The following is a 26,015-nucleotide window of genomic DNA, read 5'->3' as shown; positions in this document are numbered from 1 at the left end:
CATAAGAAACAATCGTCTATTTTAATAATGAAATACTAATTGTTTACTATTATTGGAGAGGTTACTACCGTGAAAAATAATCGTTTATTACTTATTATTGGTGCGATTATTTCTATTGCACTAATTGCTGCTATTTTTATTGTCTATAATGACAAACGTATGCAAGTGAATGAGGTGTCTGACAAACAGCAGGAGACACCAATTGAAAATGAAGAGAGTGTCACAATAGAAAAAGAGACACCTAAGACCGAACCACCTGTAGAGCCAACAGAGCAGCCAGATGCGAATGGTTATTTACCAAATCAAACATTACCCAAAGAGCCAACATATATTAATGATATTTTGTTGGCAAATAAAGTATATCCACTACCCCCAACATTTGCACCAGGGCAAAATGCTGAGGCAGGGCAAGCATTAGAGAAAATGCTTGTGGCTGCAAAACAACAAGGATTTGATTTAGTGGCATTTAGTGGTTATCGGTCATATGAATACCAAGAGACACTATATAATAATTATGTGAAGCGTGACGGTCAGGCGGCAGCAGATCGTTACAGTGCACGTCCAGGCTATTCTGAACATCAAACAGGTCTTGCTTTTGATATAGGAGAACGTGGTCATGAGGATGTGTGGCTAACAGAAGCCTTTGGTGAAACACCAGCAGGTCAATGGCTATTTGCTCATGCACAAGACTATGGTTTTATTTTAAGATTCCCTCAAAATAAAGAGCAAATTACAGGGTATATGTATGAATCTTGGCATTACCGCTATGTTGGTGTAGAAGTAGCGAAAGAGATTAAGCAACAAAATAGTACACTCGAAGAATATTTAGGTGTGAAATAAAACTATTCATAGAAAAACGGCTTATGAGGCTGGGATTACCCCTCCCTTTGCCAAAATATCTTTTTAATCAATTACGCCCCAGCGTGATTGCGTTCAGATTTTTTCGAGTTCACTCGAAAGCTCCTCTTCAAAATCTGTAACAATGTTTTGCTGTACCGAAAGCGTTAGCGTCAGGTACATCCGCTGGGGCTTTTATCTTGATTCAGTGGGCGTTTGGAGACACCCACTGAATGGCATAAAAACTGGCATTCATCCCCTCCTTGTTGCTGACGCTTCGCTTTCGCTACAAGAAAACATTTGCTGAATCAAGATAATAATAAAGTCGGTTTGCACCCATATGAGTGTAAACCGACTTTATTTTTATAATACAGGTGTTAGTAAACGTGAAATGGATTCTTTGAATTTAATAAGGGATGAGCGATTTTGATACATTTCCAATGTCAGCTCCGTGCAATCGAAAATATCCTTTTCAAATAGTTCAGCAAGCTGATGAGAAACCATCGGATCGTAAATAAACGCATTCACCTCAAAATTCAAGCTAAAGCTACGCACATCAAGGTTAGCTGTACCTACTGAAGCTGCTTCATCGTCAATTACAAGTGCTTTTGCATGGATAAAACCTTTTTCATAAATGTATACTTTCGCCCCTGCACGTAGTAATTGTCCTACATAGGAATAGGTAGCCCAATAAACAAAGAGATGGTCAGGTTTATTTGGAATCATAATACGTACATCAATACCTGATAGTGTGGCAATTTTTAATGCCTCTAAAAAACTAGCATCTGGTATAAAATAAGGCGTTTGAATATAAATGTATTTTTTTGCCATGTTGATTAATTTTAAATAACCAATTTTGATTTGCTCCCAATCAGAGTCAGGTCCACTTGAAACAATTTGTAAGCCAACCTCTCCTTTTTGAGGAATAGCAGGAAAATAGCGATCAGAATAGCCCATTTTTTGATGTGCGCAGGCTTGGTTCCAGTCTAATAAAAAGCGAGTTTGTAATGGATGGACAGCACTTCCTTCTATACGTAAATGCGTGTCTCGCCAATAGCCGAACTTCTTTTTCAAGCCTAAATATTCATCTCCAACATTAAAGCCACCGATATAACCAACCCGACCGTCAATGACGGCAATTTTTCGGTGATTTCTAAAATTTAAACGCGGATTTAGTAGTGGTAAAACAGATGGGAAAAATATTTCCACCTCGCCACCTGCATCAAGCAATTCCTTAAAATGACGTCTTTTCACATTGCGTGAACCCATTTCATCGTATAATAGGCGCACTTTTACACCTTGTTTTGCCTTTTTAATGAGTTGATTAACAATGCGTAAGCCTAAGCCATCTAATCGGAAAATATAATATTGAATATGGATATGATCTTTCGCTGCTTCAATATCATGTATCAGTTTTTCAAATTTTTGTGCACCATCATCAAAAATAGTAATGGCATTGTCTTGCGTTAAGATAGCGTTATTTGTTTTGAGGTGCATGTAAATCAGTTCTTTATAATGTTCAGCATTCTCTATTCGAAATTCAAACGTGTCATCTCGAATGGCATCGATTTGGTAATTAATAAGTGTATCAATCCCAATATCTTTGCGTCCTTCCCAACGGAATAAGTGCTTTTTTCGTAGCTGTCGACCAATGAGTAAATATAAAACGAAACCCACTACAGGTAGAAAAAATAATACGAGAATCCAAGCCCATGTAGAAGTAGGGTCTTTACGCTCTAAGAAAATAATCGTCATGGCTGCTAAAATGTTAAAAAATAAAGTTAATGGTACTAAGTATTCTATTTCTGTAAAAATATTCACCTTTATCCACCTACCTCTATAATATATTTAGTATAATGCACTTGATTAATAAAAAGAAGGTGAAGTTCCATTAACTAATTCGGAAAGATTTTTGGGACGCTTTAAAGATAAAAATTAAAGCGATTGAACCAATAGCGATTGAGGCTGAAGTAAAATAGCCTAAGGTTTCCTGCATGGTAAATAGCCATGTAAAGAAAAGTGGACCGATAATGCGACCTAAGCTATCCATTGAGTAAGATAAACCAGCAGCTACGCCATACTGTCCGCCTGATTCTTTGGATGATAGTGAAACGACACACGTTCGTGCAAGTGCATTACCCGCTGTGAAAACACACAATGCCAAGCCTGCCATCCATAAACTTGAAGTTAGTGTAAAGAGTATCATACCAAGAGCCGTAGCAATTTGTGCAGCAATCAACCAAGTAGTTTCTGTGCCATTTTTGATACGTCTAACAACGCCCCCTTGAATAGCAGCATCAACAAATCCACTGAACATAAATAAGTAACCAATCTGCAATGGTGTAATTTGAATGCGATCAATTTGGAATAGCTGGAAGGTAGATTCAACACCTGCTAACATAAATGTCACTAGAAAAGAAAAGATAAATAAATAACGAACACGATAGTGTAATAGATTATTTGCCCCTTTTGGAATGATAGCACGTTTATGATTATTATTTTGTTTAACAGGTTCTTTTATGATAAAACTTGCATAAATAAATAGAAGGGCAAGTAATATAGCTGAAGTGATAAATGGTAGTTGTAAGCTATAATGTCCTAACATACCACCGAGTGCTGGACCGAAAATAAAGCCAAGTCCAACTGACATACCCATCAGTCCCATATATTTATTGCGTTCTTCCTCACTAGATATATCACTAATATACCCTGTTATTGCTGTATAAAGTGCACCTGAAAAAAGACCACCAACAATGCGTGAAATATATAAAATCACTAGATTGTTGATAAATAAAGAGAATATAACAAAGCTCAAGCAAAAACCGATTAACCCTGTTAAAATGAGCTGTTTACGCCCGATTTTATCAGAGAGCATTCCCCAAAATGGAGCTGTAAAGAAGCTAGCGAGTGAGTAAACGGTCAATAATCCTCCAACGTGTAAATCAGACCAATGCTGTTGCACGATTACTTCAGGTAAAACAGGAATAATAATGCCAAAACCTAAATAGACGAGGAATTGGACGGATAGTAATAATAAAATTTCTTTTTTCATGAAAAGTACCTGCTTTCATCCAATAGTCAATGTATATTCATTCTACCTTTCTTCAACCTACCATTACAAGGAAGCAATTTTGTCAAATGGATGATTAAAAATTTTACATTGTAACAAAAATGAAAAATTAAAAAGGGGTGATAAATGGTATGATTAAGAAGGAAATAAATGGACAGACTATTTATGCAAGAAAAAAATGAAACTTTTTTTGCAAACTCACGTTATATATTTATGAGGAAAGATTGAGGTGGAATGTATGAAAAAAGAAGTAGATTTGAAAAAAATTGTTTCGAATTTATCGAAGTTGGGTGTGACAGCTACTGTAACGAAGTCTCGACTTGAACTTTTAAAAGTGCTCACACCACCAACGCAAACACCGCAAGTTCAAGCTTAACTCATTTACAATAGAAAAGGGTAGCTCTCCATCTTACATGGAAGCTGCCCTTTTCTATTATTCATCATCATCATGTGTTGTAAACATATATGTTCGATAGTGGAAACGCATACTGAATACCAAGCCAATTGCTAAAGAATTCCCCATTAACGAACTACCACCATAGCTAATAAATGGTAAAGGAATCCCTGTTATCGGTAACAATTGAATGGTCATGCCGATATTTTCAAAAACATGGAATGTAATCATCGCGATAATACCAGCACATACATATGTTGAAAATGGGTCTTTCAATAATAGCGTTGTTTTCGTTAAGTGATAAATAAGCAAGAAGTAAATACAAATGACAACACTGGCACCAATAAAGCCCCATTCCTCCCCAATCACAGTGAAAACGAAATCGGTATGGTTTTCGGCGACATATACTTCCCGATTACGGAAACCCTTACCGAAAATTTCACCAGATCCAATAGCATTTAATGATGATATTAAATGGTACCCATCACCAGAGGAATAAGAATACGGATCAAGCCACGAGTAGATTCGGGCAAATTGATAAGGTTTGAAGCCAAATGTCTTTTCTAAAAATTCCTGCATATAGAGTGCCATCCATAGCAGCGTGCCACTAATAAGTGTGCCACTTACAATAACAGGTAAAATAATTTTCCAAGAGATACCTGCCACAATAATGAGTGCGGCTGTGATTGCTAGGAACACAAGAGACGAACCAAGGTCAGGTTGCTCCATAATAAGTGCTAAAGGAACAACTAACGTAGCACCAATTTTTCCTAGCAAAATAAAATCTGTTTTTAAAGACCTTAGCGCATGCACCTCATGATGCTTACTAATCAGTCGTGCTAACGCTAAAATATAAAAAGTTTTCATAAACTCGGAAGGCTGTATATTACCGAGTGGTGTATGATACCAGCTTTTTGCACTATTCACTCGCTCACCAATTTGCCCAGGTCCTTCAGGCATGAAAATAAGAAGCACGAGAAGAAGAATTCCCCCGCCATACATATACCAAGACATTTTTTTATATTGCTCTGGCTCGAAAAACATCACAAAGCCAATAATGACAGAACAGATAACATACCATCGTATATGCTGGAATACGAAATTGTTTGCATATTGTCCAGATGTTTGAGCAGAGGCAATAGCTAATACACTAATGACTAGAAACATGCAGAGTATAAAAGCAAGTACCCAATCAAAACGATTAACGAAGTTTCGTTTATTTTCCATATAAGTCACCTAAATTAAAGAGTAGTTAAATCGCTAATGTAGCTCACCATATTATAACGTAAAAAACATTTTTACGCCTGTGAATATTGTTATGACGATATGGAGCATAAAATGTTTCAAAAAATGGAGATTTAGCCGTATAATAAAAGGAAGAACGGGGTGATGATTGTGGCAAAAAAATTAAAATCAGCAGATGATTTTATGTATCATATGTATGTTCATTTGAATAGTGTCGATAAATTTGCCATTTTTAGCGGGTTAAAACTCACGCAATTTATGGCTGCATTTGAACCACTACATCACTTGTTATTGTTGAAGCATACCTATGAGGATAGCTCATTCAATATGCATACACAATTTGAGTATATACCAGAGGATGAGGTTACTCGCTTTGTGAAGAAGTCAGCAGAGTTAAAAGAGCTATGCTGGATTGATTTTTTAGATGAAAAAGGATTGGATCAACTTACACCTGTAGAACAAGGCGAATTGCTTTACATAAGCCATAAAAAAGAACCGATTACATCCCCCTTTTTTAATAAATTACAAAACCGCTTTGTCTATTACTCTTCAGATGTAGGGAAAATGACGAAAGTTTATTTTCGTCATTTGAGTGATGCTGATTTATTAATAGCGAATGTGATGAACAGCTTAATTGAAGAGAGAGAGCGGACTACGAGCTTTTGGCGCAGAAAGGTCAAATCACGTGTGCCTGCTATTTCACCAGAATCATTGCGAAATTATCGCCCATATGTCAGTGATGGGGCGTTATTATCATTGTATCGTATTGAAAAACCGAAAGTAGCATATGCGATTGAAATCCGAAATCTCGCTGATTATTCTTTTCTTGATGAAGTATGGGATGATTTAGAGGCAATATTGAAAAATAAACATGATGAACTAATGTATATTGTGTAGAAGAGAAATCTCACCGTTCATATGGCGGTGGGATTTTTGATGCGCAGTATTCCTTTGAATTATGTCATTTGTTGAAGGTTTTCGTGATACACTAATAATACACAAGAAATATGTGGAGGGTACAATGATGAAAAAACGAATCGGCTTATTGTATGGCGGAAAATCAGCAGAGCATGAGGTGTCATTATCGACGGCTCACGCAGTGATCGGTGCGTTGGATTTTGATAAATATGAAGTCTATCCAATTTTTATTACGCTTGATGGGGAATGGCGACGTGGCGAACGCTTAGAAGGACCAGTTAACACGATTGAACAATTACAATTTGGTGATCATACAGCAACATTAGAAAATAATATTACGGATTTTCTAATTGATAAAAAGCAAGAAAGCACACATTTACTAAGCAACCAACAGCAAAATTCAAGTGAAAGTCTCACGAAGCAGTCTGTACACTTTGATGTTATTTTCCCATTATTACATGGTACGAATGGCGAAGATGGTACTGTTCAGGGATTATTAGAAGTTTTGAACTTGCCATATGTAGGAAATGGTGTTTTAGCATCATCGGCAGGTATGGATAAAGTCATTATGAAACAATTATTTGAGATTGCTGGCTTACCACAAGTGCCTTATACTCATTTTATTCGTAGTGAATGGGTGAAGGAACAGGAAGCCGTTTTAGCACGCTGTGAGCAAACGTTACAATGGCCGATGTTTGTCAAGCCAGCGAATCTAGGTTCAAGTGTGGGCATTAGCAAGGCGACAAATCGTGATGAGCTAGTGAAGGCGATTAAAGTAGCACTACAATATGACCGTAAAATTGTGATTGAGCAAGGGATTGAAGCACGCGAAATTGAATTAGCGGTTTTAGGTAATGATTTTCCAAAGGTTTCTGTAGCAGGGGAAATTAAAGCTGTTACAGACTTTTATGACTATGATTCAAAATATAAAGACGGCTCAACAACGCTGATTATTCCTGCAGAGCTGTCACAGGATACGATTGCAAGCTTAGAAGATTTCGCCAAACGAGCATTTAAAGCAATCGATGGTAGCGGTTTAGTGCGTGCTGACTTCTTTGTCACAGCAGATGATAAAATTTATATCAATGAAGTGAATACAATGCCAGGGTTTACACCATTTAGTATGTATCCTCTTCTTTGGCAAGAGACAGGTGTTAGCTATTCAGCGCTTATTGATTGTTTAGTTGAACTAGCGATTGAACGCTATGAGGAAAAACAACAGCTTCACTATAAAAGAGACTGAGTGGGATTATTGTGAAAAAAACATTAAAACAGTTAGCAATATGGCTACAAGAAGAAGAGCCGAATTTGGGCGATACAGTTGTAACAGGAATCTCTATTGATACACGAACAATTCAACAAGGCGATTTATTCGTGCCCTTTCGTGGCGAGCAAGTAAACGGACATCGTTTTGTTATACAGGCGATTGAAAAAGGAGCAAGTGCGGCACTTTGGCAAAAGGATGAGCCAAATCCACCGCAAAATGTGCCATTGCTATTTGTAGATGATCCAGAGCAAGCGTTACAACAAATGGCTCAAGCGTATCGTCAGGAGCATCAGGCAAAATTTATCGGTATTACAGGTTCTAACGGTAAAACGTCTACAAAGGACATTTTAGCGGGGACATTAGCGCCATTTTTTAAAGTGCAAAAAACGATTGGTAATTTTAACAATCAGCTAGGCTTGCCGATTACGATTCTTCAATTGGATGAGGATACAGACGTAGCAGTTCTTGAAATGGGCATGAGTGGTTTTGGAGAAATTGAATTTTTAACAAAGCTAGCACAGCCCCATTTAACTGTTATTACCAATATCGGAGAGGCACATATGCAGGATTTGGGCTCACGAGCAGGTATTGCGAAAGCGAAGTTTGAAATTATTCAAGGAATGCAGGAAGATGGCGTGCTATTTTACGATGGCGATGAACCACTATTGCAGCAATTAGTAGCACAGGAGCTGACGCTAAATACAGTTGCGTTTGGTTTAGAACCTTCTAATGCGTTATATGCTAATCACATTACAGCAACAGTTGATGGTAGTCATTTTACAACACATGGTGCAATTGAAGGTGATTTTTTCATTTCGGTTCTTGGCAAGCATCAAGTGAAAAATACGCTGGCTGCTATGCTGATTGCTAGACAACTTGGTTTAACAAATGAGCAAATTGATACGGCTTTACGACAAGTCGTTTTGACAGATATGCGTATGCAGCAAGTCCAAGGAACAAATGGCGCATTGTTTATTAATGATGCTTATAATGCTGCACCAACATCAGTGAAGGCAGCGATTCAATTTGTTGCGACAACAGATATTCGTCCAGAAAAATGGCTTGTATTAGGCGATATGCTGGAGCTTGGTACGGATGAAAAGAGATTCCATGAAGAATTAGCACAGGATATTGATGCAGAGGATTTTGCTTATGTTTGCTTATTTGGTCCTCGTATGGCAGCATTATACGAAGTATTAAAAGAGCGCTTTGATGACAGGCATTTACTATATACTGAAAATGACTATGCGCCGATTATTAAGCAATTACAGCAAGCAGATGAAAAGGCTATCGTATTATTAAAAGGTTCACGTGGCATGAAGCTGGAAACCATTCTATCAGCCTTTACGTCATAATGGAAAAATCGGTGGGGAGATGCTCACCGATTTTATCTTGTATTCAGTAGGTGTCCAAACGCCCATTGAATACAAGATAAAATCCCCAGCGGTTGCCGTAGATATTGAGGGGCTATATGATGTAGGTTAGTTGATGTTTTCTGTACGAAAGCGTAGCGGCAGTAAATCTTTTATAGAAAAGAGGTGAGCGAGATGTCTGTAGGTGTATTATGTATTCATGGTTTTTCAGGAGGTCCTTATGAAGTAGAACCTTTTACTGCTTATTTACGTGAACATACCGATTGGTTAATTGAAGAGCCAACATTGTCAGGGCATGGCGATGAGTTACATATGGAGGGCTTTACAGCAAAGCATTGGTTGATGGATGCAGAGTTAGCTTATCGAGCGTTAGCGAAAAAAGTAGATGAGATTATGGTTATTGGATTTTCGATGGGAGGGATTATAGCACTTTATTTAGCCAAACGTTATAAAGTCAAAAAACTTGTATTATTAAGTGCGGCTGCAAAATATATTAGCCCGAAGCAATTAGTGAAGGATTTTACGATGCTGGCAACAGAGGCGTATCATCGAAATTTAATGAATAATGAGCTATTTTTACGTTATCGCCATAAATTCAATCATGTCCCATTAGCTGCAACCATTGAATTTATGAAGCTTGTTAGAATGGTACAGCCATATTACAAAGATATTTGTATTCCTGTTTTTATTGTGCAAGGTAAAATGGATGGCATTGTCCCTTATCGTACAGCTCAATTTCTTTATGATACATTAACGACAGCAGATAAAAACTTGTATTTTTCTGATAATGGTAAACATCATATTTGTCATAGTGAAGGCTGTGAAAAGTGGTTTCCGCAGGTTTTTCACTTTTTACAAACACCCTAAAATAGTCAGATAATTACGACTCGTGTATTATCGTTGCATACGTCTGCATCATGTGTTAGTCTAGTATAAGCAATGGATACATTTTGTGCGAAGACTCTTCATGTTTGGTTGAAGAGTGCTTTTTTTTGAATATAACGGTTTTATTCTAATGATGACAGAATTGAACCGCTCGGTAAAGACCGGGCTTTCCTTTTCATATAAGAGAGCTCTATACAAACATCGTATAGAGGAAATTTTTAAGTAACGGAAACGTTCCGTAATAGAGGCTCGCATTTGCCGACTACTTCATCTGAAAATGTAACCATTTGTCAACTTAAAAGGAAAAAGGAGATTGAGAAGTTTGACAAATTTTTCAGAATTAAATATTAGCGAATCTACATTACGCTCTGTAAAGCGTATGGGATTTGAAGAAGCAACACCAATCCAAGAAGGTACTATTCGTTTTGCAATTGAAGGCCGTGATGTATTAGGTCAAGCACAAACAGGTACTGGTAAAACTGCTGCATTTGGTATTCCACTAATCGAAAAAATCGATCCAAAAAACCCTAACATTCAAGCATTAGTTATTGCCCCAACACGTGAATTAGCGATTCAAGTATCGGAAGAGCTTTATAAAATCGGTTATGACAAACGTGTAAAATTATTATCAGTATATGGTGGACAAGAAATTGGTCGTCAAATTCGTGCATTGAAAAACAAGCCACAAATTATTGTTGGTACGCCAGGACGTATTATTGACCATATTAACCGCCGTACATTAAAGCTAGAAGATGTTCAAACATTGGTTTTGGATGAAGCAGACGAAATGTTAAACATGGGCTTTATTGATGATATTAATGCGATTTTAGAAAATGTTCCTTCTGAACGTCAAACATTGTTGTTCTCAGCAACAATGCCACCAGCTATTCGTAAAATTGCTGAAACATTTATGAGAGACCCAGAAATCGTAAAAATTAAAGCAAAAGAATTAACAGTTGATAATATCGACCAATATTTCGTAAAAGCGGCTGAACGTGAAAAATTCGATGTTTTATCACGTTTAATCAATGTTCACCAACCAGAGCTTGCTATTATTTTTGGTCGTACAAAGCGTCGTGTTGATGAGTTAGCACAAGCATTGTCTATCCGTGGCTATCTTGCGGAAGGTATTCATGGTGATTTAAGCCAAGCAAAACGTATTTCAGTATTACGTCAATTTAAAGAAAATAAAATTGATATCCTTGTGGCAACGGATGTAGCAGCACGTGGTCTTGATATTTCAGGTGTAACACATGTTTATAACTTCGATATTCCACAAGATCCAGAGTCATATGTTCACCGTATCGGTCGTACAGGCCGTGCAGGTAAATCAGGTCTGGCCGTAACGTTTGTTACACCACGTGAAATGGGCTACTTACGTATTGTAGAAGAAACAACGAAAAAGCGTATGACACCACTTCGCCCACCAACATCTGATGAGGCATTAGTTGGTCAACAGCGTTTAGCGATTGAAACACTTGAAGGGCTTATTGCTAATAATAATTTAGGTGACTACCGTACATTAGCGGCAGAAGTACTTGAAAATCATGAAGCTCTAGACGTTGTAGCGGCAGCACTTCGTTCATTAACAAAAGAGCCAGATGATACACCAGTAACAATTACAGAAGAACGCCCATTACCAATGCGTCGTGAACGTTCTAGCAATGGTCGTGGTGGAGATCGTGGTCGTGGCGGTAACCGCAACTTTGGCGGCCGTCGTGACAGTAGCCGAGGTGGTGAACGTCGTGGCGGTAGTAACCGTCGTGATGGCGGTCGCCGCGAAGGTACACGTCGTGAAGGTGGTAACGGTCAAGGCCGTTCTCGTGCTCCTCGTCGTCGTGAAGACTAATCTATTTATGAAACCTTACAGCTCGAAAAATAGCTGTAAGGTTTTTTTCGTTGATTGAAACAAAATGACAGTATATCCCGTATAATTTGATAGAGGAAAGTGAGGCGAATGGAATTGAGAGCACAACCGAAGCATCAAATTTCAAGTAAAGGTTTGACTGTATGGCGAGTATATGGCGTTATTCAGACAGTGATTTTATGTATAGTGGGGGGAGCAGCCTGTTATGGTACATATTATTTTGAATGGCCATCCTTTATTTACTTTATCGCAGGTGCAGTCGTAGTTTTGAGTATTATTTTATCGATCTGGTTATTTCCAAAAATTCGTTGGGAACGTTGGCGTTATGAAGTACGTGAACATGAAATTGAAGTACAGCATGGGCTATTTGTTGTTAAACGTACATTGATTCCAATGGTACGTGTACAGCATGTTGATACAACACAGGGACCGATATTGAAAAAGTATGATTTAAGTAATATATCGATATCAACAGCCGCAACGGTACATACCATTCCAGCGCTTATCATGGATGAGGCTGACCATTTACGTGCACGTATTTCAGAATTAGCAAGGGTGGCGGAAGATGATGTCTAAGGAAATCAATCGTTTACATCCCATATCTGCTGTTATTGAGAGCGTGAAGGCATTAAGAAACTTGATTTTGCCAATCGCCATTATTGTCGTTACTAACGGCTTTAACTTTTCATTGAATATTCATAGCGAACATTTTTGGGAAACAGTCATGTTATTTGGTGTTGGTGGTGGTCTAGCCATCCTTACGCTTGTCAGTGGAATTGTGAAATGGCGTACATTTGTTTATTGGTTTGAGGATGGCGAATTACGTGTAAAATATGGCTTGTTTGTGAAAAAGAAACGTTATATTCCATTTGAACGTATTCAAAGCTTAAATTATCATGAAGGTATTTTTCACCGTTTATTTGGGTTAGTAAAAGTGCAAGTGGAAACAGCAGGGAATAAGGACGGTAAGCCAGAAGTAGAATTGACAGCCATAGAAAAAGGGGCAGCTAATGCGATAGAGCTTGCAATGCGTCAAGCAAAGACGCAAGAGGTTGTAGAGGAAATAGTAGAAGTAGAAGAAATACCATCCACAGCTATTTATAAAATGTCGATTCGAGATTTACTTATATTGGCGACGACTTCAGGCGGGATTGGTGTTGTGCTATCAGGTGTCGGTGCAGTCGTTTCACAGTTTTCAGATATCATTCCGTATAAAGCTGTTTTTAATGAGCTAGCGGATTTTGTGCGAATTGGCGCATTTGTAATAGGGTTGTTGTCATTTGCCGTGTTGATTGTAGCATGGGTTGTATCAGTAATTATTACATTGATTAATTATTATGATTATACGGTTCGTATTGAAGACGAAAAACTGATGATTACGAAAGGCTTATTAGAGAAAAAGCGCATTACACTGCCATTAAATCGTATTCAAGCTATTCGAATTATTGAAAATCCTGTCCGTCAATTTTTTGGATTTGTCGCCGTGACTGTTGAAAGTGCTGGTGGTAATGGAGAAAGTGGGAAAGATAAAAAAATTATGTTATTCCCGTTGATGAAAAAGCAGGAAAGTTTGGTCGTACTTGAGGAACTTTTCCCAACGATGAATTGGCAGCCACAATTTGTACGTTCACCAAAACGAGCAAGACCTTTCTTTTATCGAATTGATTTTATTTGGCTGTTGCCTATTATTGGTGCTAGTAGCTACTTTTTATATCCATATGGATTGCTTTCTGTATTAGCAATTCCATTATTTATGGCCTTTGGTGCTTGGCAGCATCATACAGCAGGCTATTCATTAGATGGGAAGCAATTAACATTACAGTATCGAATGTTTAGTCGTATTACTTTCTTTATGGAGAAAAAGCGTATTCAATCTATGGAAAGCACACAAACATATTTTCAAAAAAGAAAGCAAGTGATGTCAGTAAATGCAACGGTTATGTCAGGGACAAGTGGTACAACAGGTACTGTCTCCAATATAGAGCAACATGATGTAGAAACAATTTTAGCTTGGTATGAGCATTAATTGAAAAATAAAGTAGTGCAGGAGCGTGGTTATTTTCACTCTCTTGCACTACTTTTTTGATTGTTATGAATACAGCCTATTTTATTTACCAGCCATCTTTTGTTTGCGCCAACTTAAAATTCTTTTTGGATGTAGATAAATAAGACCAAGGACAAATCCAGCTACTAAGCCGCCTAAATGTGCATAAACGTTGGTGTTTGCCTGTAAAAATGTCATAATGACACTAATGACGATAATGGGCAAAATTAGTTTACGAAGCATTGGCATTGTGCGACGAGTGTAGTAAACAAGTGCGCCAAATGCACCGAATATACCAAAAACAGCTCCACTTGCGCCAAGGCTTACATAATTAATATCGTAGAATAAATAAGTAGCGACATTGCCTACAAGGCCAGATACTAAATAAATCGTCATAAAGCGTGCTTTACCTGCGATTTTTTCAAGCTCTGGTCCAAATAAATACAATGAAAACATATTAAAAAACATATGCACAAAACCAGCATGTAAAAACATCGCTGAAAATACACGCCACCATTGACCAGATTCAATCAATGAATTGGCTTGAATACCATATAGTGTAACGAGTGATCCCACGCTAGGTAGCAATGTTAGCACATAGACGATGATATTCAAGATGATAAAGGTTGAAACAACAGGATAATAGGTTGTGTATTGCTTAAAGTTTTCTGTTCGACTAAACATGATTCCACCTCAATTACAATTATTATACATGGTTTTAGCTAGATAAGAAAAGGAGTAGTTTGCATGATTAAGGGAATTGGTCTCGATATTATTGAATTAGAGCGTATTGAAAAAGCGATGCAGCGTACAAATAAATTTAAAGAGCGCATTTTATCTACTAAGGAGCGTGCATTATTTGATAAACTGTCTGCTACACGGAAAATTGAATTTTTAGCAGGGCGCTTTGCAGCAAAAGAGGCATTTTCTAAAGCATTAGGTACAGGTCTTGGTGAGCAATGCCAATTACATGATGTGGAAATTTTACGTGGAGCGGCTGGTGAACCATTGCTCTATTTTCAGGGTAAACCTGTGAAAGGCTTTGTGAGCATTACACATTCTAAGCAATATGCAGTGGCTCAAGTTATTCTCATGATGTAGTCGTGAGTAGCCCTTTTTCCAATGACATAACTGGCAAACAAGGTTCATATATTGTCGTAGTGGATTTGAAAGAAGAAAGGGTGAAAATGTGAGTAAGAATATCGTGAAATGGTTCATTTTAGTGTGTGCAATTTTACTTTTATCAGCGTGTGGGACAGCTTCACAAGAAAAAGTGTTGAAAAAGGTAAATGGTAAATGGGCTGATGCGAAAGGCTATGAGCTACAGGCAACGATGGAAATAAAAGCAGGTGGAGAGCCAAGAAAATATGATGTGACTGTATGGCATACGAAGCCAGAATTTTATCGAGTAGAGGTCATGGAAAGCGGTAAAGATGTATCACAACGGATTGTGCGGAATACAGAGGGTGTTTTTGTCGTGACACCAACACTAAATAAAATGTATAAATTCCAAAGTGATTGGCCGAAAAAAAATAGCCAAGCCTATTTAATCGGTGCATTAGCAGAGGATTTAACAGAGGATAAAAATTTAGTGATGAAAGAAGAAGACGCAAATTATATATTTGAAGCGGCGACTAGAAATAGCTACAAAAATAGTATGCCCCATCAGGTTGTCACTGTAGATAAAAAAACGTTGCTTCCAAAATCTGTGGTCATTATGAATGACGTGAAAGAAGAACAAATTCGTATTACATTTAAGGATATTAAATTAGGTGTACAACATGCGGCTAAGGAATATGCAGTCGAAAATTCGACAGAAACAGACGGTAAACAAAATGAACAAGCTACACCGACAAAGGAAGAATCACAAGATGACAAGGAAGCACTAGGTTCAGAAGTTGAATATAAGGAATTCCAAACACACTATCCAGTAGTAAATTGGGCAAAAATGGTTGATGAGCAAGTCGTACGAGAAGATGGTCTTGAACGTGTTATTTTAACGTTTAATGGAGAGAAACCATTTACAGTGATGCAGCAAGCAGCGACAAAAGAAATGATGATGTTACCAGTATCCACTTCTGGTGATCCAGTTGATTTAGGCTTTACGATTGGAGCCATCACAGATACATCAATTAGCTGGGAAAAAGACGGTGTAGCGTTCTTTATCGCTTCAAGTAAATTAAGCCGTGAAGAAATGGTGGAAGTTGCAACTTCTATGACGATAAGTAGTATGAAGTAAAAATTTTTCGTGAATACTTGTATAGGATGAAGAATCAGTATATTATAATGATATTTTCTTGCTATATAAGCCAAAGCTAGTGAAACTATTTATCTTAGTTCAGTGGGCGTTTGGACACCCACTGAACCAAGATAAGAGCTCCAAATTATGGACTCTGAGGGTCTACATGATGTAAGTCAGTTCATATTTTCTGTACCGAAAGCGTAGCGACATTAACAAGCCGTGACGTTAATTGCTTGAACAAATCCAGAAGCACTTATGCTGGGGCATAATGGATTAATGTTCAGAGAAGGAGTAGGAAGTTCTTCTTTGAACAGCATCTTAGTAGATGGACAAGTTTCTTCCTATATATGTTTGAATTTAAATTAAAGAGGGTATGCTAATAATGACACAGCAGCATTTTAGACCAACAAAAGCATTTATAGATCTACAAGCTATTCAAAACAACATACAAAATTTAAAGAAAATACTGCAACCCCATGTTCAGGTGATTGCCGTAGTAAAAGCGAATGCCTATGGTCATGGTGATGTGGCAGTTGCACAAGCAGCACTTGAAGCAGGAGCGACTATTTTGGCAGTGGCAACACCAGAAGAAGCATTACATATTCGAGCACATTTTGCTACACCTGATATTGTGTTATTAGGGGCATGTCCCGTAGCCTTTGTGCCATTTGCAGCAGAGCAACGAATTACTGTGACGGTTTTTGATACAGAATGGGTACAGCAAGCAACATCTTTATTGACACATAGCACGATACCTTTACGACTGCATATTAAGGTGGATAGTGGTATGGGAAGGCTAGGTGTTCGAACAGAAGAAGCTTTATTAGCGGTGTATCAAAGTATAGAAATGGCCCAAAGCATGGAAATTGACGGTATCTTTACGCATTTTGCGACAGCAGATGAAGAGAATGTGCAGTATTTTGAGCAACAGGTGCAATTTTTTGAACGTTGTTTAGCAGTATTACCGAAAAAGCCTAGACTGATTCATGCGTCAAATACAGCGGCAGCTTTAGTAAAGCAAACTGATTTACAATATGATGCAGTGAGATTTGGTATCTCGATGTATGGATTAGCACCATCTGCCTATGTCAATGATATTTTACCTTTTCCACTAAAGCCTGCCTTTTATTTGGAGAGTGCACTTGTTCATGTGAAAGAATTACACACAGGTGATGCAGTAGGGTATGGCGCAGAATTTATCGCGCCTACAAATATGTGGCTAGGGACACTACCAATCGGTTATGCTGATGGGATGTTACGAAAATTAAGTGGACAAGAGGTACTTATTGATGGACAAAGAGTACCAATTGTCGGAAGAATTTGTATGGACCAATGTATGATTGCATTGCCAAAAGCATATGCTATAGGTGAAAAAGTAACGCTTATTGGTGGACAAGGGCAAGAAATCATTTCAATGGAAGAGTGGGCGACAAAGCTCGACACAATTAACTATGAAATACCATGTATGATTACACAAAGAGTTCCAAGAATATATGGAGAGCATGTGTGTTTTGATGCTGAGTAAGCGTATTTTGTAGACACTTTCAACAGCCACGAAATAATTATACTTTTAAATACAAAATGTCAGATATTTTGTCAATTCATGTCTTTTCAACAATATCTTTCAATGGTAGAATTAAAAGTAACGAAAAGTGGATGGCTCTGTTGGAGGTGCTTGCTGTGTACGAAAAAAAATGTAAAAAAGAAGCTACTATTGTTGTTCAAGATGTAATTTTTTTACCGACAAAAGAAGTAAATGATTCATATATGAGTGCTTTGTCGCATAAGAATTTAGTGCAGGAGCAACCAAATCAGATACGGGAAGCTATGATGAAAGGGTATGTTGAAATGTCTCATATTAATCTCATGATTGCGAGTGAAAGCCTACATGCGGAATATGAAGCACAACATATGGTGGAGCGTCTCGTTAGCGGGGGATGACACTTTGAATGTAAAACGTGGTGACGTTTTTTTTGCGGATTTATCACCAGTCGTAGGGTCTGAGCAAGGAGGAACCCGACCAGTGTTGATTATCCAAAATGATATTGGCAATCGATTTAGCCCGACTGTCATTATTGCAGCGATCACAGCACAAATTCAAAAAGCAAAATTACCAACACACGTAGAAATCAATGCAGAGAAGTACGGCTTTGAGCGTGACTCGGTAATTTTGCTTGAACAAGTGCGAACGATTGATAAATCAAGACTAACGGATCGCATTACACAATTAGATCATGCTGTGATGGAAAAAGTAGATGGCGCCTTAATGATAAGTTTGGGACTTGTAAAATTTTGATATACATATGTATGGGTAAACACCGAGATGATTCGTCATTTCGGTGTTTTTCATTTGAGCATAATTAATTGATTAAATAATCTGTCGACTAGATTCTATGGTAAAGTAGGAATAACATAGGCACTATAAATTGGAGGGATAGCAGTGATGTTTAAAACTTCAGTTGAAATCATGACGGAGTGGGATATTGTAGAGGCAAGGCAAATAGGACGACAAGAGGCAAAGATGCTTGGCTTTAATACAGTGGATCAGGCACGCATCACAACAGCAATTAGTGAATTGGCACGAAATATTTATTTATATGCAGAAGTCGGCACTATTGAAATTGAACGTATAGAGACGGAAGGTGAAAAAAGAATTATCATTACAGCTGTCGATAAAGGCCCGGGGATTCAAGATGTACGCAAGGTCATGCAAGATGGTTATTCGACTTCGGGTGGGCTTGGCGCAGGAATACCAGGAGTTAACCGGTTGATGGATAGCATGGTGATACAATCAAACGTTGGAGAAGGCACGACCATCAAAACAGAGAAATGGCTACGGTAGGAGGTGACAGGAATGAAACAACTAGAGACACAATATAAAAAAATGCTAATGGATTACATCACGTACCAAAGTGAGAAAAATTTATACATTGCGCAAAATTTCACACGACAATTAATCCAAAAAAATGTGGCACCTGAGGATGTTGTAGGCATTCATAAAAATGTAATGAAGGAAATATTGCCACAGACCAGTAACGAGGAGCAACATGCCTATGATTTTCTTATTGAAGTGATGGTGCAATATGGGATGACCCATAGAGCACATCAAAGCCTACTACAAAAACAGGCTGAATATGATATGGAAATGAAAATTGCTGCAGATATTCAAAAAACATTATTAAAAACGATTGTACCTCAATTAGCGAATGTGGATATCGGAATGGTATCTATCCCTATTCGAAAAATGAACGGTGATTACGTCCATTTTTTAGCTGAGGATAAGAAGTATGTATGTGTAGCGGTAACGGATGTCATTGGTAAAGGTGTGCCAGCTGCACTCTGTATGTCAATGGTGAAGTATGGTTTGGAAACATTAGAATATACATATAAAGAGCCGCCCTATGTTTTAGAAATTATTAACCGAGTGATTGAAAAAAGTGTAGATGATAGTATGTTTGTTTCGATGTTTTATGGCTATTTTGATATACAAAAAAGTACATTTTCTTACGCTTCTGCTGGACATGAACCTGCACTGCACTATAGCGCAAAGAACAATCAATTTTCCACATTGGAAGCGAAAGGCTTGCTATTAGGGGTATTGCCAGATACAAAATATGCTTTTAATGAAGTGACGATCGAGGAAAATGACATCATTATCATTATGACAGATGGGGTAACGGAATTCCGATTCCATGATGATTTCAACGCAAGGGACCTGATTACAACCATTATCGAAAAAAATAAATTTTTATCAGCACAACAACTATGTACATTGCTTTATGAGCAAATAGAGCAAATGCAGGATTTTAAACTTTCTGATGACTTTACGGTAGTGATTATAAAAAAATAAAAGCATGTGTTTATTTACCAACTATTAAGGGAAATAAAATACTGTCTAACAAATCTGTTGGAGGTAGTCATATGGACATCATCGTATATTTTAAAGAACAAAATCAGCAATTATATGGTTTTATTGAAGGAGAAATCGATACGTTTACAGCTCCAAAATTACGTGACGAGCTTGAAAATATAAAATTCAATGAAAACAGAGACATTGTGCTCGATTTATCCAAAGTCCATTATATGGATAGTACAGGTTTAGGTATTTTCGTAGCCTTTTATAAGAGAGCCTTACGTGAAGCTGGTCAAGTAAAACTCGTTGGTCTATCCATTCGTTTGCGGCGATTATTTGAAATTACTGGATTAAGTGATTTAATGGATATCGAAACGGATAAAGAGGTGGAAATAAACTAATGAAGGAATTTGATTATATTGAAATAAGAGTTCCTGCAAAGCCGCAATTTGTCAGTGTGATTCGTTTGACGGTATCAGGGTTAGCGAATCGAGTTGGATTTGCCTATGATGATATTGAAGATTTAAAAATAGCAGCGAGTGAGGCTGTCACAAATGTTGTTCATCACGCCTATCAGGATGATGAGGAGGGCGAAATCGTCATCGGTTGTGCGCTATATCCTAATAAACTTGAAATGATGGTTGCAGATTATGGAAATAGCTTTAACTTTGAAGAAATCAAATCCAAAATCGGACCATATCAACCGGGAGAGACAATGGCAGGGTTACGTGAGGGTGGATTAGGCTTGTATTTAATGGAAACCTTAATGGATGAGGTGATGATTACGAATGATGGTGGTGTGACAGTATTCATGACAAAGTATGTTGCTCGAGAGCAGGTGGAAGAGAATGTCGAAAGAATCCCAATCTAAAGCCCATGCCAATGCAGACGTACTAAAGTGGATTGAGTTATATCAAACAAAGAACGATGAAGAGGCACAAACTAACTTAGTCATACACTATCGATATTTAGTAGAATCGGTTGCTTATAAATATAAGAACCATCGAATACAAGAGGATGACCTAATTCAAGTAGGTATGGTTGGGTTGTTATCAGCAATCAGACGCTTTGACCCAACCATTGGGCGAAATTTTGAGGCATATGCTGTACCAACGATTATTGGAGAGATTAAACGTTTTTTACGTGATAAAACATGGGATGTCTATGTGCCAAGACGTATAAAAGAGCTAGGGCCGCGTATTAAAGTGACTGTGGAAAAATTGACCAACGAGCTTCAGCGTTCACCAACGATTGAGGAAATTGCTAGTCGTTTGCAGGTGAGTGAAGAAGATGTTTTAGAGACGATGGAGATTGGGCGGAGTTATCAGGCTGTTTCAATGGATCGGTTAGTAGATGCTGATTCAGAAAGCGCAGTGACACTTTTTGACCTTGTAGGAAAAGAAGATGATGGCTACGAAATGACAAATCGAAGAATGGTTGTTTCAGAAGCAATGGCAGTACTTGATGAGAGGGAAAAGCGTGTTATTCAACTTACATATTTAGAGCAGTTAACACAAAAAGAGGTGGGGGAGCTTTTGGGTATCTCCCAAATGCATGTTTCTCGTATTCAACGTATAGCTATCAAAAAACTACAGGAAGCGGTTTTGGCTAGTGATAGTGTGTCGTTGTGAACAGAAAAATGCCTCATATAATGATTGATAGTCTATTCGCTTTTCAGAATAGGCTATTTTTTTGTAGAATGAAAAGAAAAAGGTAGTGATGATGTGGAACAGAAACAAATGCTACAGTTAATCGCAACAGATGTAGCGGTTAAAGCAAATCAAGTACAAGCCGTTATTCAATTATTAGAAGAAGGTAATACGGTGCCGTTTATTGCACGTTATCGTAAAGAAATGACGGGTTCTCTTGATGAGGTACAGATTAAAGCAGTAGAGGATCGTTATCATTACTTGCAACAGCTTGAGCAACGAAAAGAAGAGGTAATTCGTCTTATTCAAGAGCAAGAAAAGCTGACACCAGAGCTAGAAAAAGCTATTCAAGCGGCAACAGTGTTACAACGAGTAGAGGATTTATATCGCCCATATAAACAAAAACGTCGTACAAAAGCAACGATTGCGAAAGAAAAAGGATTGGAGCCACTCACTGAGCTATTACTAGAATTTCCGGTAGATGGATTACAACAAGTTGCCGAGCGTTTTGTAGATGGTGAAAAAGTAACTGATGTTGAGGAAGCATTAGCGGGTGCACGAGATATTTTAGCGGAGCGTTTTGCAGATGATGCGACCATTCGTGAGAAAATTCGTGCCTATTCATGGAAAGATGGTTTACTAGTCACATCGGTAAAAAATGCTGAGTTGGATGAAAAGCATGTCTTTGAAATGTATTATGACTATGAGGAACCAGTGCAACGTATCGTTCCTCATCGCACATTAGCCATTAATCGTGGAGAAAAAGAAGAGATTCTAAAGGTAGCGATTCAAGTTTCAATTGATCGTGTACTGCAAATTATGTGGAAGGAATGGATTCCTGCGACTGGTTCATCACCAGCCATTGCGGAAGTGAAAATGGCGATTGAAGATTCATATAAACGTTTAATCCAACCATCGATTGAACGAGAGTTACGTAATGAATTAACAGAAAAAGCGGAAGCACAAGCGATTCACATTTTCTCTGAAAACTTACGCAATCTCTTATTACAGCCACCGATGAAGGGTAAATATGTATTAGGGGTTGATCCCGCTTATCGTACAGGTTGTAAGTTAGCAGTTGTGGATGAAACAGGGAAGATGTTAGAAGTCACTGCGATTTATCCACATCCACCAAAGCCAGATGTAGCAAAATCGAAAGCAGTTGTAACAGCTATTTTAGCTAAATATCCAATTAGTATTATTGCAATTGGTAATGGTACAGCCTCACGTGAAACTGAGCAATTCATTGCAGATGTGTTAAGTGAGCTTCAAACAGAGGCTGCATACGTGATTGTCAATGAGGCTGGGGCATCTGTGTATTCAGCATCTGATGTTGCTCGTGCAGAATTTCCAGATTTGCAGGTAGAGCAGCGTAGTGCAGTCTCTATTGCACGTCGTTTACAGGATCCGTTGTCAGAGTTGGTGAAAATTGAGCCAAAAGCGGTAGGGGTTGGTCAATATCAACATGATGTGTCACAAAAGAAACTGACAGAATCATTAACATTCATTGTAGAAACGGCTGTAAACCAAGTAGGAGTAGATGTGAATACAGCATCTGCATCATTATTACAGTATGTTTCTGGTTTATCAAAAACCGTAGCAGAGAATATTGTTAAAATGCGTGAAGAAAATGGGCCATTTACAACACGTGCACAGCTGAAGAAAATTCCAAGACTTGGTGCGAAAACATATGAGCAAGCTATTGGGTTCTTGCGTATACCAGGAGCTAAAAATCCATTTGATGCTACAGGGATTCATCCAGAAAGCTATACAGTCGCAGAGCAAATATTGACAGTGGCACAAATCGATAAAAAAGAAATTGGTACACAACAGGCGGAAGAGGCAATTGCAGCATTACATGTGGAGCAGTTAAGTGAGCAGTTGAATATTGGTGCTGTGACAGCTAAAGATATTGTAGACACATTAATGAAGCCAAGCCGTGACCCACGTGATGCTTTTCCACAGCCTTTATTGAAGACAGATGTGTTAAAAATGGAAGATTTACAAGTAGGAATGGAATTACAAGGTACCGTTCGTAATGTAGTCGATTTTGGAGCCTTTGTTGATATCGGTGTTAAGCAAGATGGGCTTGTTCATATTTCTAAATTACAAAAAAGACGTCCAAAGCATCCACTGGAAGTTGTCGCCCTTGGTGATATTGTGACAGTATGGGTGGAACAAATCGAATTAAATAAAGGGCGCGTTTCATTAACAATGCTACCACCAAAACAACAGCTAGAAAATTAATAACTATTATTACGGCTTGAGCCCAGTAAACGGACGGGACTTCAAGCCGTTTATTTTCTATTGTTTGTGTGAGGAGTTTAGAGAAATTCAAGTGTCATTAATTATGAATACAGTTTTGGAGGAAATGATAATGAATAATGAAGAATTGCAGCAGTTAGTTTGCCAAATATCGCTGGAAAGTTTTCAAAAACCATTTGTACATCAAGCTACATTTAACATGAGATTACGTTCAACTGGTGGACGTTATCTTTTACAATCACATAATATAGAAATTAATCCAAAAGCTCTTGAATTACATGGACTAGGCGAAATTGAAGGGATTGTACGACATGAATTGTGTCATTATCATTTACATTTAGAAGGAAAAGGGTATCAACACCGTGACCAAGATTTTCGAGCACTTTTGAAAAAAGTTAATGCCCCACGTTTTTGTTCTAATTTAAAAGCCATCCATACAAAAAAACGGACTATGTATACATATAAATGTGCAAAGTGTCAGCAAATGTATATAAGAAAGATTAGAATGAATATAGAGAAGTATTGTTGTAGTCGCTGTTTGGGTCGCCTAAAATTAATGGAATAGTTGCTCAGAAAAATAGGTGTTGTTATCATTACATTTCCGATATAAGCTGTATTTGTTGAAGCAAGAAGACGCAATAGATTTTTGAGCGATAACAACAAACCGTTGTCACAAGATGTGATGTTTGAGGTTAACTTTATCTAAAAAGTCATTTTGAAAAATTTAGTGGTAATTATACTAGGACGTAAGCAATTGGGAAAACAAGAAGTATAACAGATGTATAAAATACGACTATAAATGGGTATGTTACAGTCTAGAGAAGCTTAAAATATCTATAAAGAATGTGATGTTATAAAGGTTAATGAATAAGGAAGATGTTAATAGTCAGAGGTAATTTATTTAAAAAAGGGAAAACGATAAAATTTTCTTAAGAAGTTGATGAAATAAAAAGTGTTGACGTTTATTTGATATATCCGTATAATAGAAAAAGTCGATAAGGCAAAGCAATACATTATATGAGTATTCCGAAGTAGCTCAGTTGGTAGTAGCACCTGACTGTTAATCAGGTTGTCGCAGGTTCGAGTCCTGCCTTCGGAGCCATGGCCCGTTGGTCAAGTGGTTAAGACACCGCCCTTTCACGGCGGTAACACGGGTTCGAATCCCGTACGGGTCATTTTTTAAAATATTGAATAGTGTTGGTCCCGTGGTGTAGCGGTTAACATGCCTGCCTGTCACGCAGGAGATCGCCGGTTCGATCCCGGTCGGGACCGCCATTTTTTTGGGGTATAGCCAAGCGGTAAGGCAACGGATTTTGATTCCGTCATGCCTAGGTTCGAATCCTAGTACCCCAGCCATTTATTCTTTTTTATGAGCCATTAGCTCAGTTGGTAGAGCATCTGACTTTTAATCAGAGGGTCGAAGGTTCGAGTCCTTCATGGCTCACTTTTAAAAAAAGTGTTTTGTTGTAAGAAGCGGTCGTGGCGGAATGGCAGACGCGCTAGGTTGAGGGCCTAGTGGGGGCAACCCCGTGGAGGTTCAAGTCCTCTCGGCCGCACCAATTCATAGCATAAATAGTGCGCCCGTAGCTCAATTGGATAGAGCGTCTGACTACGGATCAGAAGGTTATGGGTTCGACTCCTGTCGGGCGCGCCATATAAAAAATATAATGCGGGTGTAGTTTAATGGTAAAACCTCAGCCTTCCAAGCTGATGTCGTGAGTTCGATTCTCATCACCCGCTCCAAAAAAAGATGTTGACAATGAAATTTGATTATTGTATCATAAAGAAGTTGTCATTATGAACCTTGAAAACTGAACAAACAAAGCGTAATCAATAAAGTAAGACAATTTTGGACATCATACCAAAATATGATGCCAGCAATGTTTTCTGTGCGAAAGCGTAGTGAAACATAGCGTCAGCAATTTTTTATGTATCGAAAGCGAAGCGACAGATACAACAATGAGATTTGAGCTATTCAGATTTCTCTTTTATGGAGAGTTTGATCCTGGCTCAGGACGAACGCTGGCGGCGTGCCTAATACATGCAAGTCGAGCGGACGAAGAAGGAGCTTGCTCCTTTGACGTTAGCGGCGGACGGGTGAGTAAC

Annotated in this window: 25 protein-coding genes, 8 tRNA genes and 1 rRNA gene; 30 read left to right on the top strand and 4 right to left on the bottom strand. The window is 38.1% G+C overall.

Annotation, left to right across the window (positions count from 1 at the left end):
• The first annotated feature begins 69 nt into the window (after window positions 1-69).
• The gene (locus OPF91_RS12875; RefSeq protein WP_264989184.1) at window positions 70-840 is read left to right on the top strand and encodes a M15 family metallopeptidase; all 771 of its coding nucleotides are present in this window, start codon (window positions 70-72) and stop codon (window positions 838-840) included.
• Window positions 841-1,200: 360 nt separating this feature from the next.
• Here the strand turns inward: OPF91_RS12875 and cls are convergent, their stop codons facing one another.
• On the bottom strand, window positions 1,201-2,658 hold the full coding sequence (cls, locus tag OPF91_RS12870) for a cardiolipin synthase (RefSeq protein WP_264989182.1): 1,458 nt from the start codon (window positions 2,656-2,658) through the stop codon (window positions 1,201-1,203).
• A gap of 70 nt (window positions 2,659-2,728) precedes the next feature.
• Window positions 2,729-3,889, bottom strand: coding sequence for an MFS transporter (locus OPF91_RS12865; RefSeq protein WP_264989181.1), 1,161 nt, complete (start codon window positions 3,887-3,889; stop codon window positions 2,729-2,731).
• 256 nt (window positions 3,890-4,145) lie between these two features.
• Here OPF91_RS12865 and OPF91_RS12860 point away from each other — a divergent pair, with 256 nt between their 5' ends.
• Complete coding sequence (locus OPF91_RS12860) at window positions 4,146-4,283, top strand: Lmo0850 family protein (RefSeq protein WP_166672133.1); 138 nt, start codon at window positions 4,146-4,148, stop codon at window positions 4,281-4,283.
• A gap of 57 nt (window positions 4,284-4,340) precedes the next feature.
• On the opposite strand, the gene OPF91_RS12855 is transcribed toward OPF91_RS12860, so the two are convergent.
• Window positions 4,341-5,528 (bottom strand): FtsW/RodA/SpoVE family cell cycle protein, encoded by a 1,188-nt coding sequence (locus OPF91_RS12855; RefSeq protein ID WP_264989178.1) that lies wholly within the window; start codon window positions 5,526-5,528, stop codon window positions 4,341-4,343.
• 162 nt (window positions 5,529-5,690) lie between these two features.
• Here OPF91_RS12855 and OPF91_RS12850 point away from each other — a divergent pair, with 162 nt between their 5' ends.
• The 7 genes from OPF91_RS12850 to OPF91_RS12820 all read left to right on the top strand — a co-directional run bounded on the left by OPF91_RS12850 (window position 5,691) and on the right by OPF91_RS12820 (window position 13,882).
• Window positions 5,691-6,443, top strand: coding sequence for a hypothetical protein (locus OPF91_RS12850; RefSeq protein ID WP_264989177.1), 753 nt, complete (start codon window positions 5,691-5,693; stop codon window positions 6,441-6,443).
• Window positions 6,444-6,570: 127 nt separating this feature from the next.
• The gene (locus tag OPF91_RS12845) at window positions 6,571-7,707 is read left to right on the top strand and encodes a D-alanine--D-alanine ligase (protein WP_264989176.1); all 1,137 of its coding nucleotides are present in this window, start codon (window positions 6,571-6,573) and stop codon (window positions 7,705-7,707) included.
• A gap of 11 nt (window positions 7,708-7,718) precedes the next feature.
• Window positions 7,719-9,086 (top strand): UDP-N-acetylmuramoyl-tripeptide--D-alanyl-D-alanine ligase, encoded by a 1,368-nt coding sequence (locus OPF91_RS12840; protein ID WP_264989175.1) that lies wholly within the window; start codon window positions 7,719-7,721, stop codon window positions 9,084-9,086.
• Between the two features lie 192 nt (window positions 9,087-9,278).
• A complete protein-coding gene (locus OPF91_RS12835) occupies window positions 9,279-9,971 on the top strand; it encodes an alpha/beta hydrolase (protein WP_264989174.1) in 693 nt (230 codons plus the stop codon).
• 340 nt (window positions 9,972-10,311) lie between these two features.
• A complete protein-coding gene (gene cshA / locus OPF91_RS12830; protein WP_264989173.1) occupies window positions 10,312-11,838 on the top strand; it encodes a degradosome RNA helicase CshA in 1,527 nt (508 codons plus the stop codon).
• Between the two features lie 114 nt (window positions 11,839-11,952).
• On the top strand, window positions 11,953-12,432 hold the full coding sequence (locus OPF91_RS12825) for a PH domain-containing protein (protein ID WP_264989561.1): 480 nt from the start codon (window positions 11,953-11,955) through the stop codon (window positions 12,430-12,432).
• Window positions 12,425-13,882: a PH domain-containing protein gene (locus OPF91_RS12820; RefSeq protein WP_264989172.1), complete on the top strand. Its 1,458-nt coding sequence runs from the start codon at window positions 12,425-12,427 to the stop codon at window positions 13,880-13,882. Before OPF91_RS12825 ends, OPF91_RS12820 begins: the two co-directional genes overlap by 8 nt.
• Before the next feature lie 81 nt (window positions 13,883-13,963).
• On the opposite strand, the gene OPF91_RS12815 is transcribed toward OPF91_RS12820, so the two are convergent.
• Window positions 13,964-14,584: a rhomboid family intramembrane serine protease gene (locus OPF91_RS12815; protein WP_264989171.1), complete on the bottom strand. Its 621-nt coding sequence runs from the start codon at window positions 14,582-14,584 to the stop codon at window positions 13,964-13,966.
• Between the two features lie 63 nt (window positions 14,585-14,647).
• On the opposite strand from OPF91_RS12815, the gene acpS reads away from it, so the two are divergent.
• The 21 genes from acpS to OPF91_RS12710 form a co-directional block, all read left to right on the top strand.
• Window positions 14,648-15,001: a holo-ACP synthase gene (gene acpS / locus OPF91_RS12810; RefSeq protein WP_264989170.1), complete on the top strand. Its 354-nt coding sequence runs from the start codon at window positions 14,648-14,650 to the stop codon at window positions 14,999-15,001.
• Between the two features lie 88 nt (window positions 15,002-15,089).
• Entirely contained in the window at window positions 15,090-16,139 is a 1,050-nt protein-coding gene (locus OPF91_RS12805) for a LolA family protein (protein ID WP_264989169.1), read from the top strand.
• Window positions 16,140-16,524: 385 nt separating this feature from the next.
• Complete coding sequence (gene alr / locus OPF91_RS12800) at window positions 16,525-17,667, top strand: alanine racemase (RefSeq protein WP_373877053.1); 1,143 nt, start codon at window positions 16,525-16,527, stop codon at window positions 17,665-17,667.
• A gap of 155 nt (window positions 17,668-17,822) precedes the next feature.
• Entirely contained in the window at window positions 17,823-18,083 is a 261-nt protein-coding gene (locus tag OPF91_RS12795; RefSeq protein WP_264989168.1) for a hypothetical protein, read from the top strand.
• A 4-nt stretch (window positions 18,084-18,087) separates the two neighbouring features.
• Window positions 18,088-18,438 (top strand): type II toxin-antitoxin system PemK/MazF family toxin, encoded by a 351-nt coding sequence (locus OPF91_RS12790; protein WP_008177055.1) that lies wholly within the window; start codon window positions 18,088-18,090, stop codon window positions 18,436-18,438.
• Window positions 18,439-18,585: 147 nt separating this feature from the next.
• Window positions 18,586-18,984 (top strand): anti-sigma regulatory factor, encoded by a 399-nt coding sequence (locus OPF91_RS12785; RefSeq protein ID WP_373877052.1) that lies wholly within the window; start codon window positions 18,586-18,588, stop codon window positions 18,982-18,984.
• A 12-nt stretch (window positions 18,985-18,996) separates the two neighbouring features.
• Entirely contained in the window at window positions 18,997-19,992 is a 996-nt protein-coding gene (locus OPF91_RS12780) for a PP2C family protein-serine/threonine phosphatase (RefSeq protein WP_264989162.1), read from the top strand.
• A 71-nt stretch (window positions 19,993-20,063) separates the two neighbouring features.
• Window positions 20,064-20,396, top strand: a complete 333-nt coding sequence (locus OPF91_RS12775; RefSeq protein WP_264989161.1) for an STAS domain-containing protein — start codon at window positions 20,064-20,066, stop codon at window positions 20,394-20,396.
• Entirely contained in the window at window positions 20,396-20,866 is a 471-nt protein-coding gene (rsbW, locus tag OPF91_RS12770; protein ID WP_264989160.1) for an anti-sigma B factor RsbW, read from the top strand. The genes OPF91_RS12775 and rsbW overlap by 1 nt, the downstream gene beginning before the upstream one ends.
• Window positions 20,844-21,626, top strand: coding sequence for an RNA polymerase sigma factor SigB (gene sigB / locus OPF91_RS12765; protein WP_264989159.1), 783 nt, complete (start codon window positions 20,844-20,846; stop codon window positions 21,624-21,626). Before rsbW ends, sigB begins: the two co-directional genes overlap by 23 nt.
• A gap of 93 nt (window positions 21,627-21,719) precedes the next feature.
• Window positions 21,720-23,891, top strand: a complete 2,172-nt coding sequence (locus tag OPF91_RS12760; protein ID WP_309297437.1) for a Tex family protein — start codon at window positions 21,720-21,722, stop codon at window positions 23,889-23,891.
• Between the two features lie 130 nt (window positions 23,892-24,021).
• Entirely contained in the window at window positions 24,022-24,474 is a 453-nt protein-coding gene (locus tag OPF91_RS12755; RefSeq protein ID WP_264989158.1) for a SprT family protein, read from the top strand.
• 460 nt (window positions 24,475-24,934) lie between these two features.
• Window positions 24,935-25,011, top strand: a tRNA-Asn gene (locus OPF91_RS12750).
• 1 nt (window position 25,012) lies between these two features.
• Window positions 25,013-25,084, top strand: a tRNA-Glu gene (locus OPF91_RS12745).
• A 24-nt stretch (window positions 25,085-25,108) separates the two neighbouring features.
• Window positions 25,109-25,184: transfer RNA gene (locus OPF91_RS12740), tRNA-Asp, on the top strand.
• 6 nt (window positions 25,185-25,190) lie between these two features.
• Window positions 25,191-25,265: transfer RNA gene (locus OPF91_RS12735), tRNA-Gln, on the top strand.
• A 15-nt stretch (window positions 25,266-25,280) separates the two neighbouring features.
• Window positions 25,281-25,353: transfer RNA gene (locus tag OPF91_RS12730), tRNA-Lys, on the top strand.
• A 29-nt stretch (window positions 25,354-25,382) separates the two neighbouring features.
• A tRNA-Leu gene (locus OPF91_RS12725) sits at window positions 25,383-25,468 on the top strand.
• Window positions 25,469-25,486: 18 nt separating this feature from the next.
• Window positions 25,487-25,563, top strand: a tRNA-Arg gene (locus OPF91_RS12720).
• Between the two features lie 15 nt (window positions 25,564-25,578).
• A tRNA-Gly gene (locus OPF91_RS12715) sits at window positions 25,579-25,652 on the top strand.
• 244 nt (window positions 25,653-25,896) lie between these two features.
• A 16S ribosomal RNA gene (locus OPF91_RS12710) occupies window positions 25,897-26,015 on the top strand; the annotation flags it as partial.

The sequence above is a fragment of the Lysinibacillus piscis genome (assembly GCF_026012395.1).
Classification (GTDB): Bacteria; Bacillota; Bacilli; order Bacillales_A; family Planococcaceae; genus Lysinibacillus; species Lysinibacillus piscis.
The sequence above is the reverse complement of the archived record's forward strand: the minus strand, read 5'-3'. Positions and strand labels throughout refer to the sequence as shown.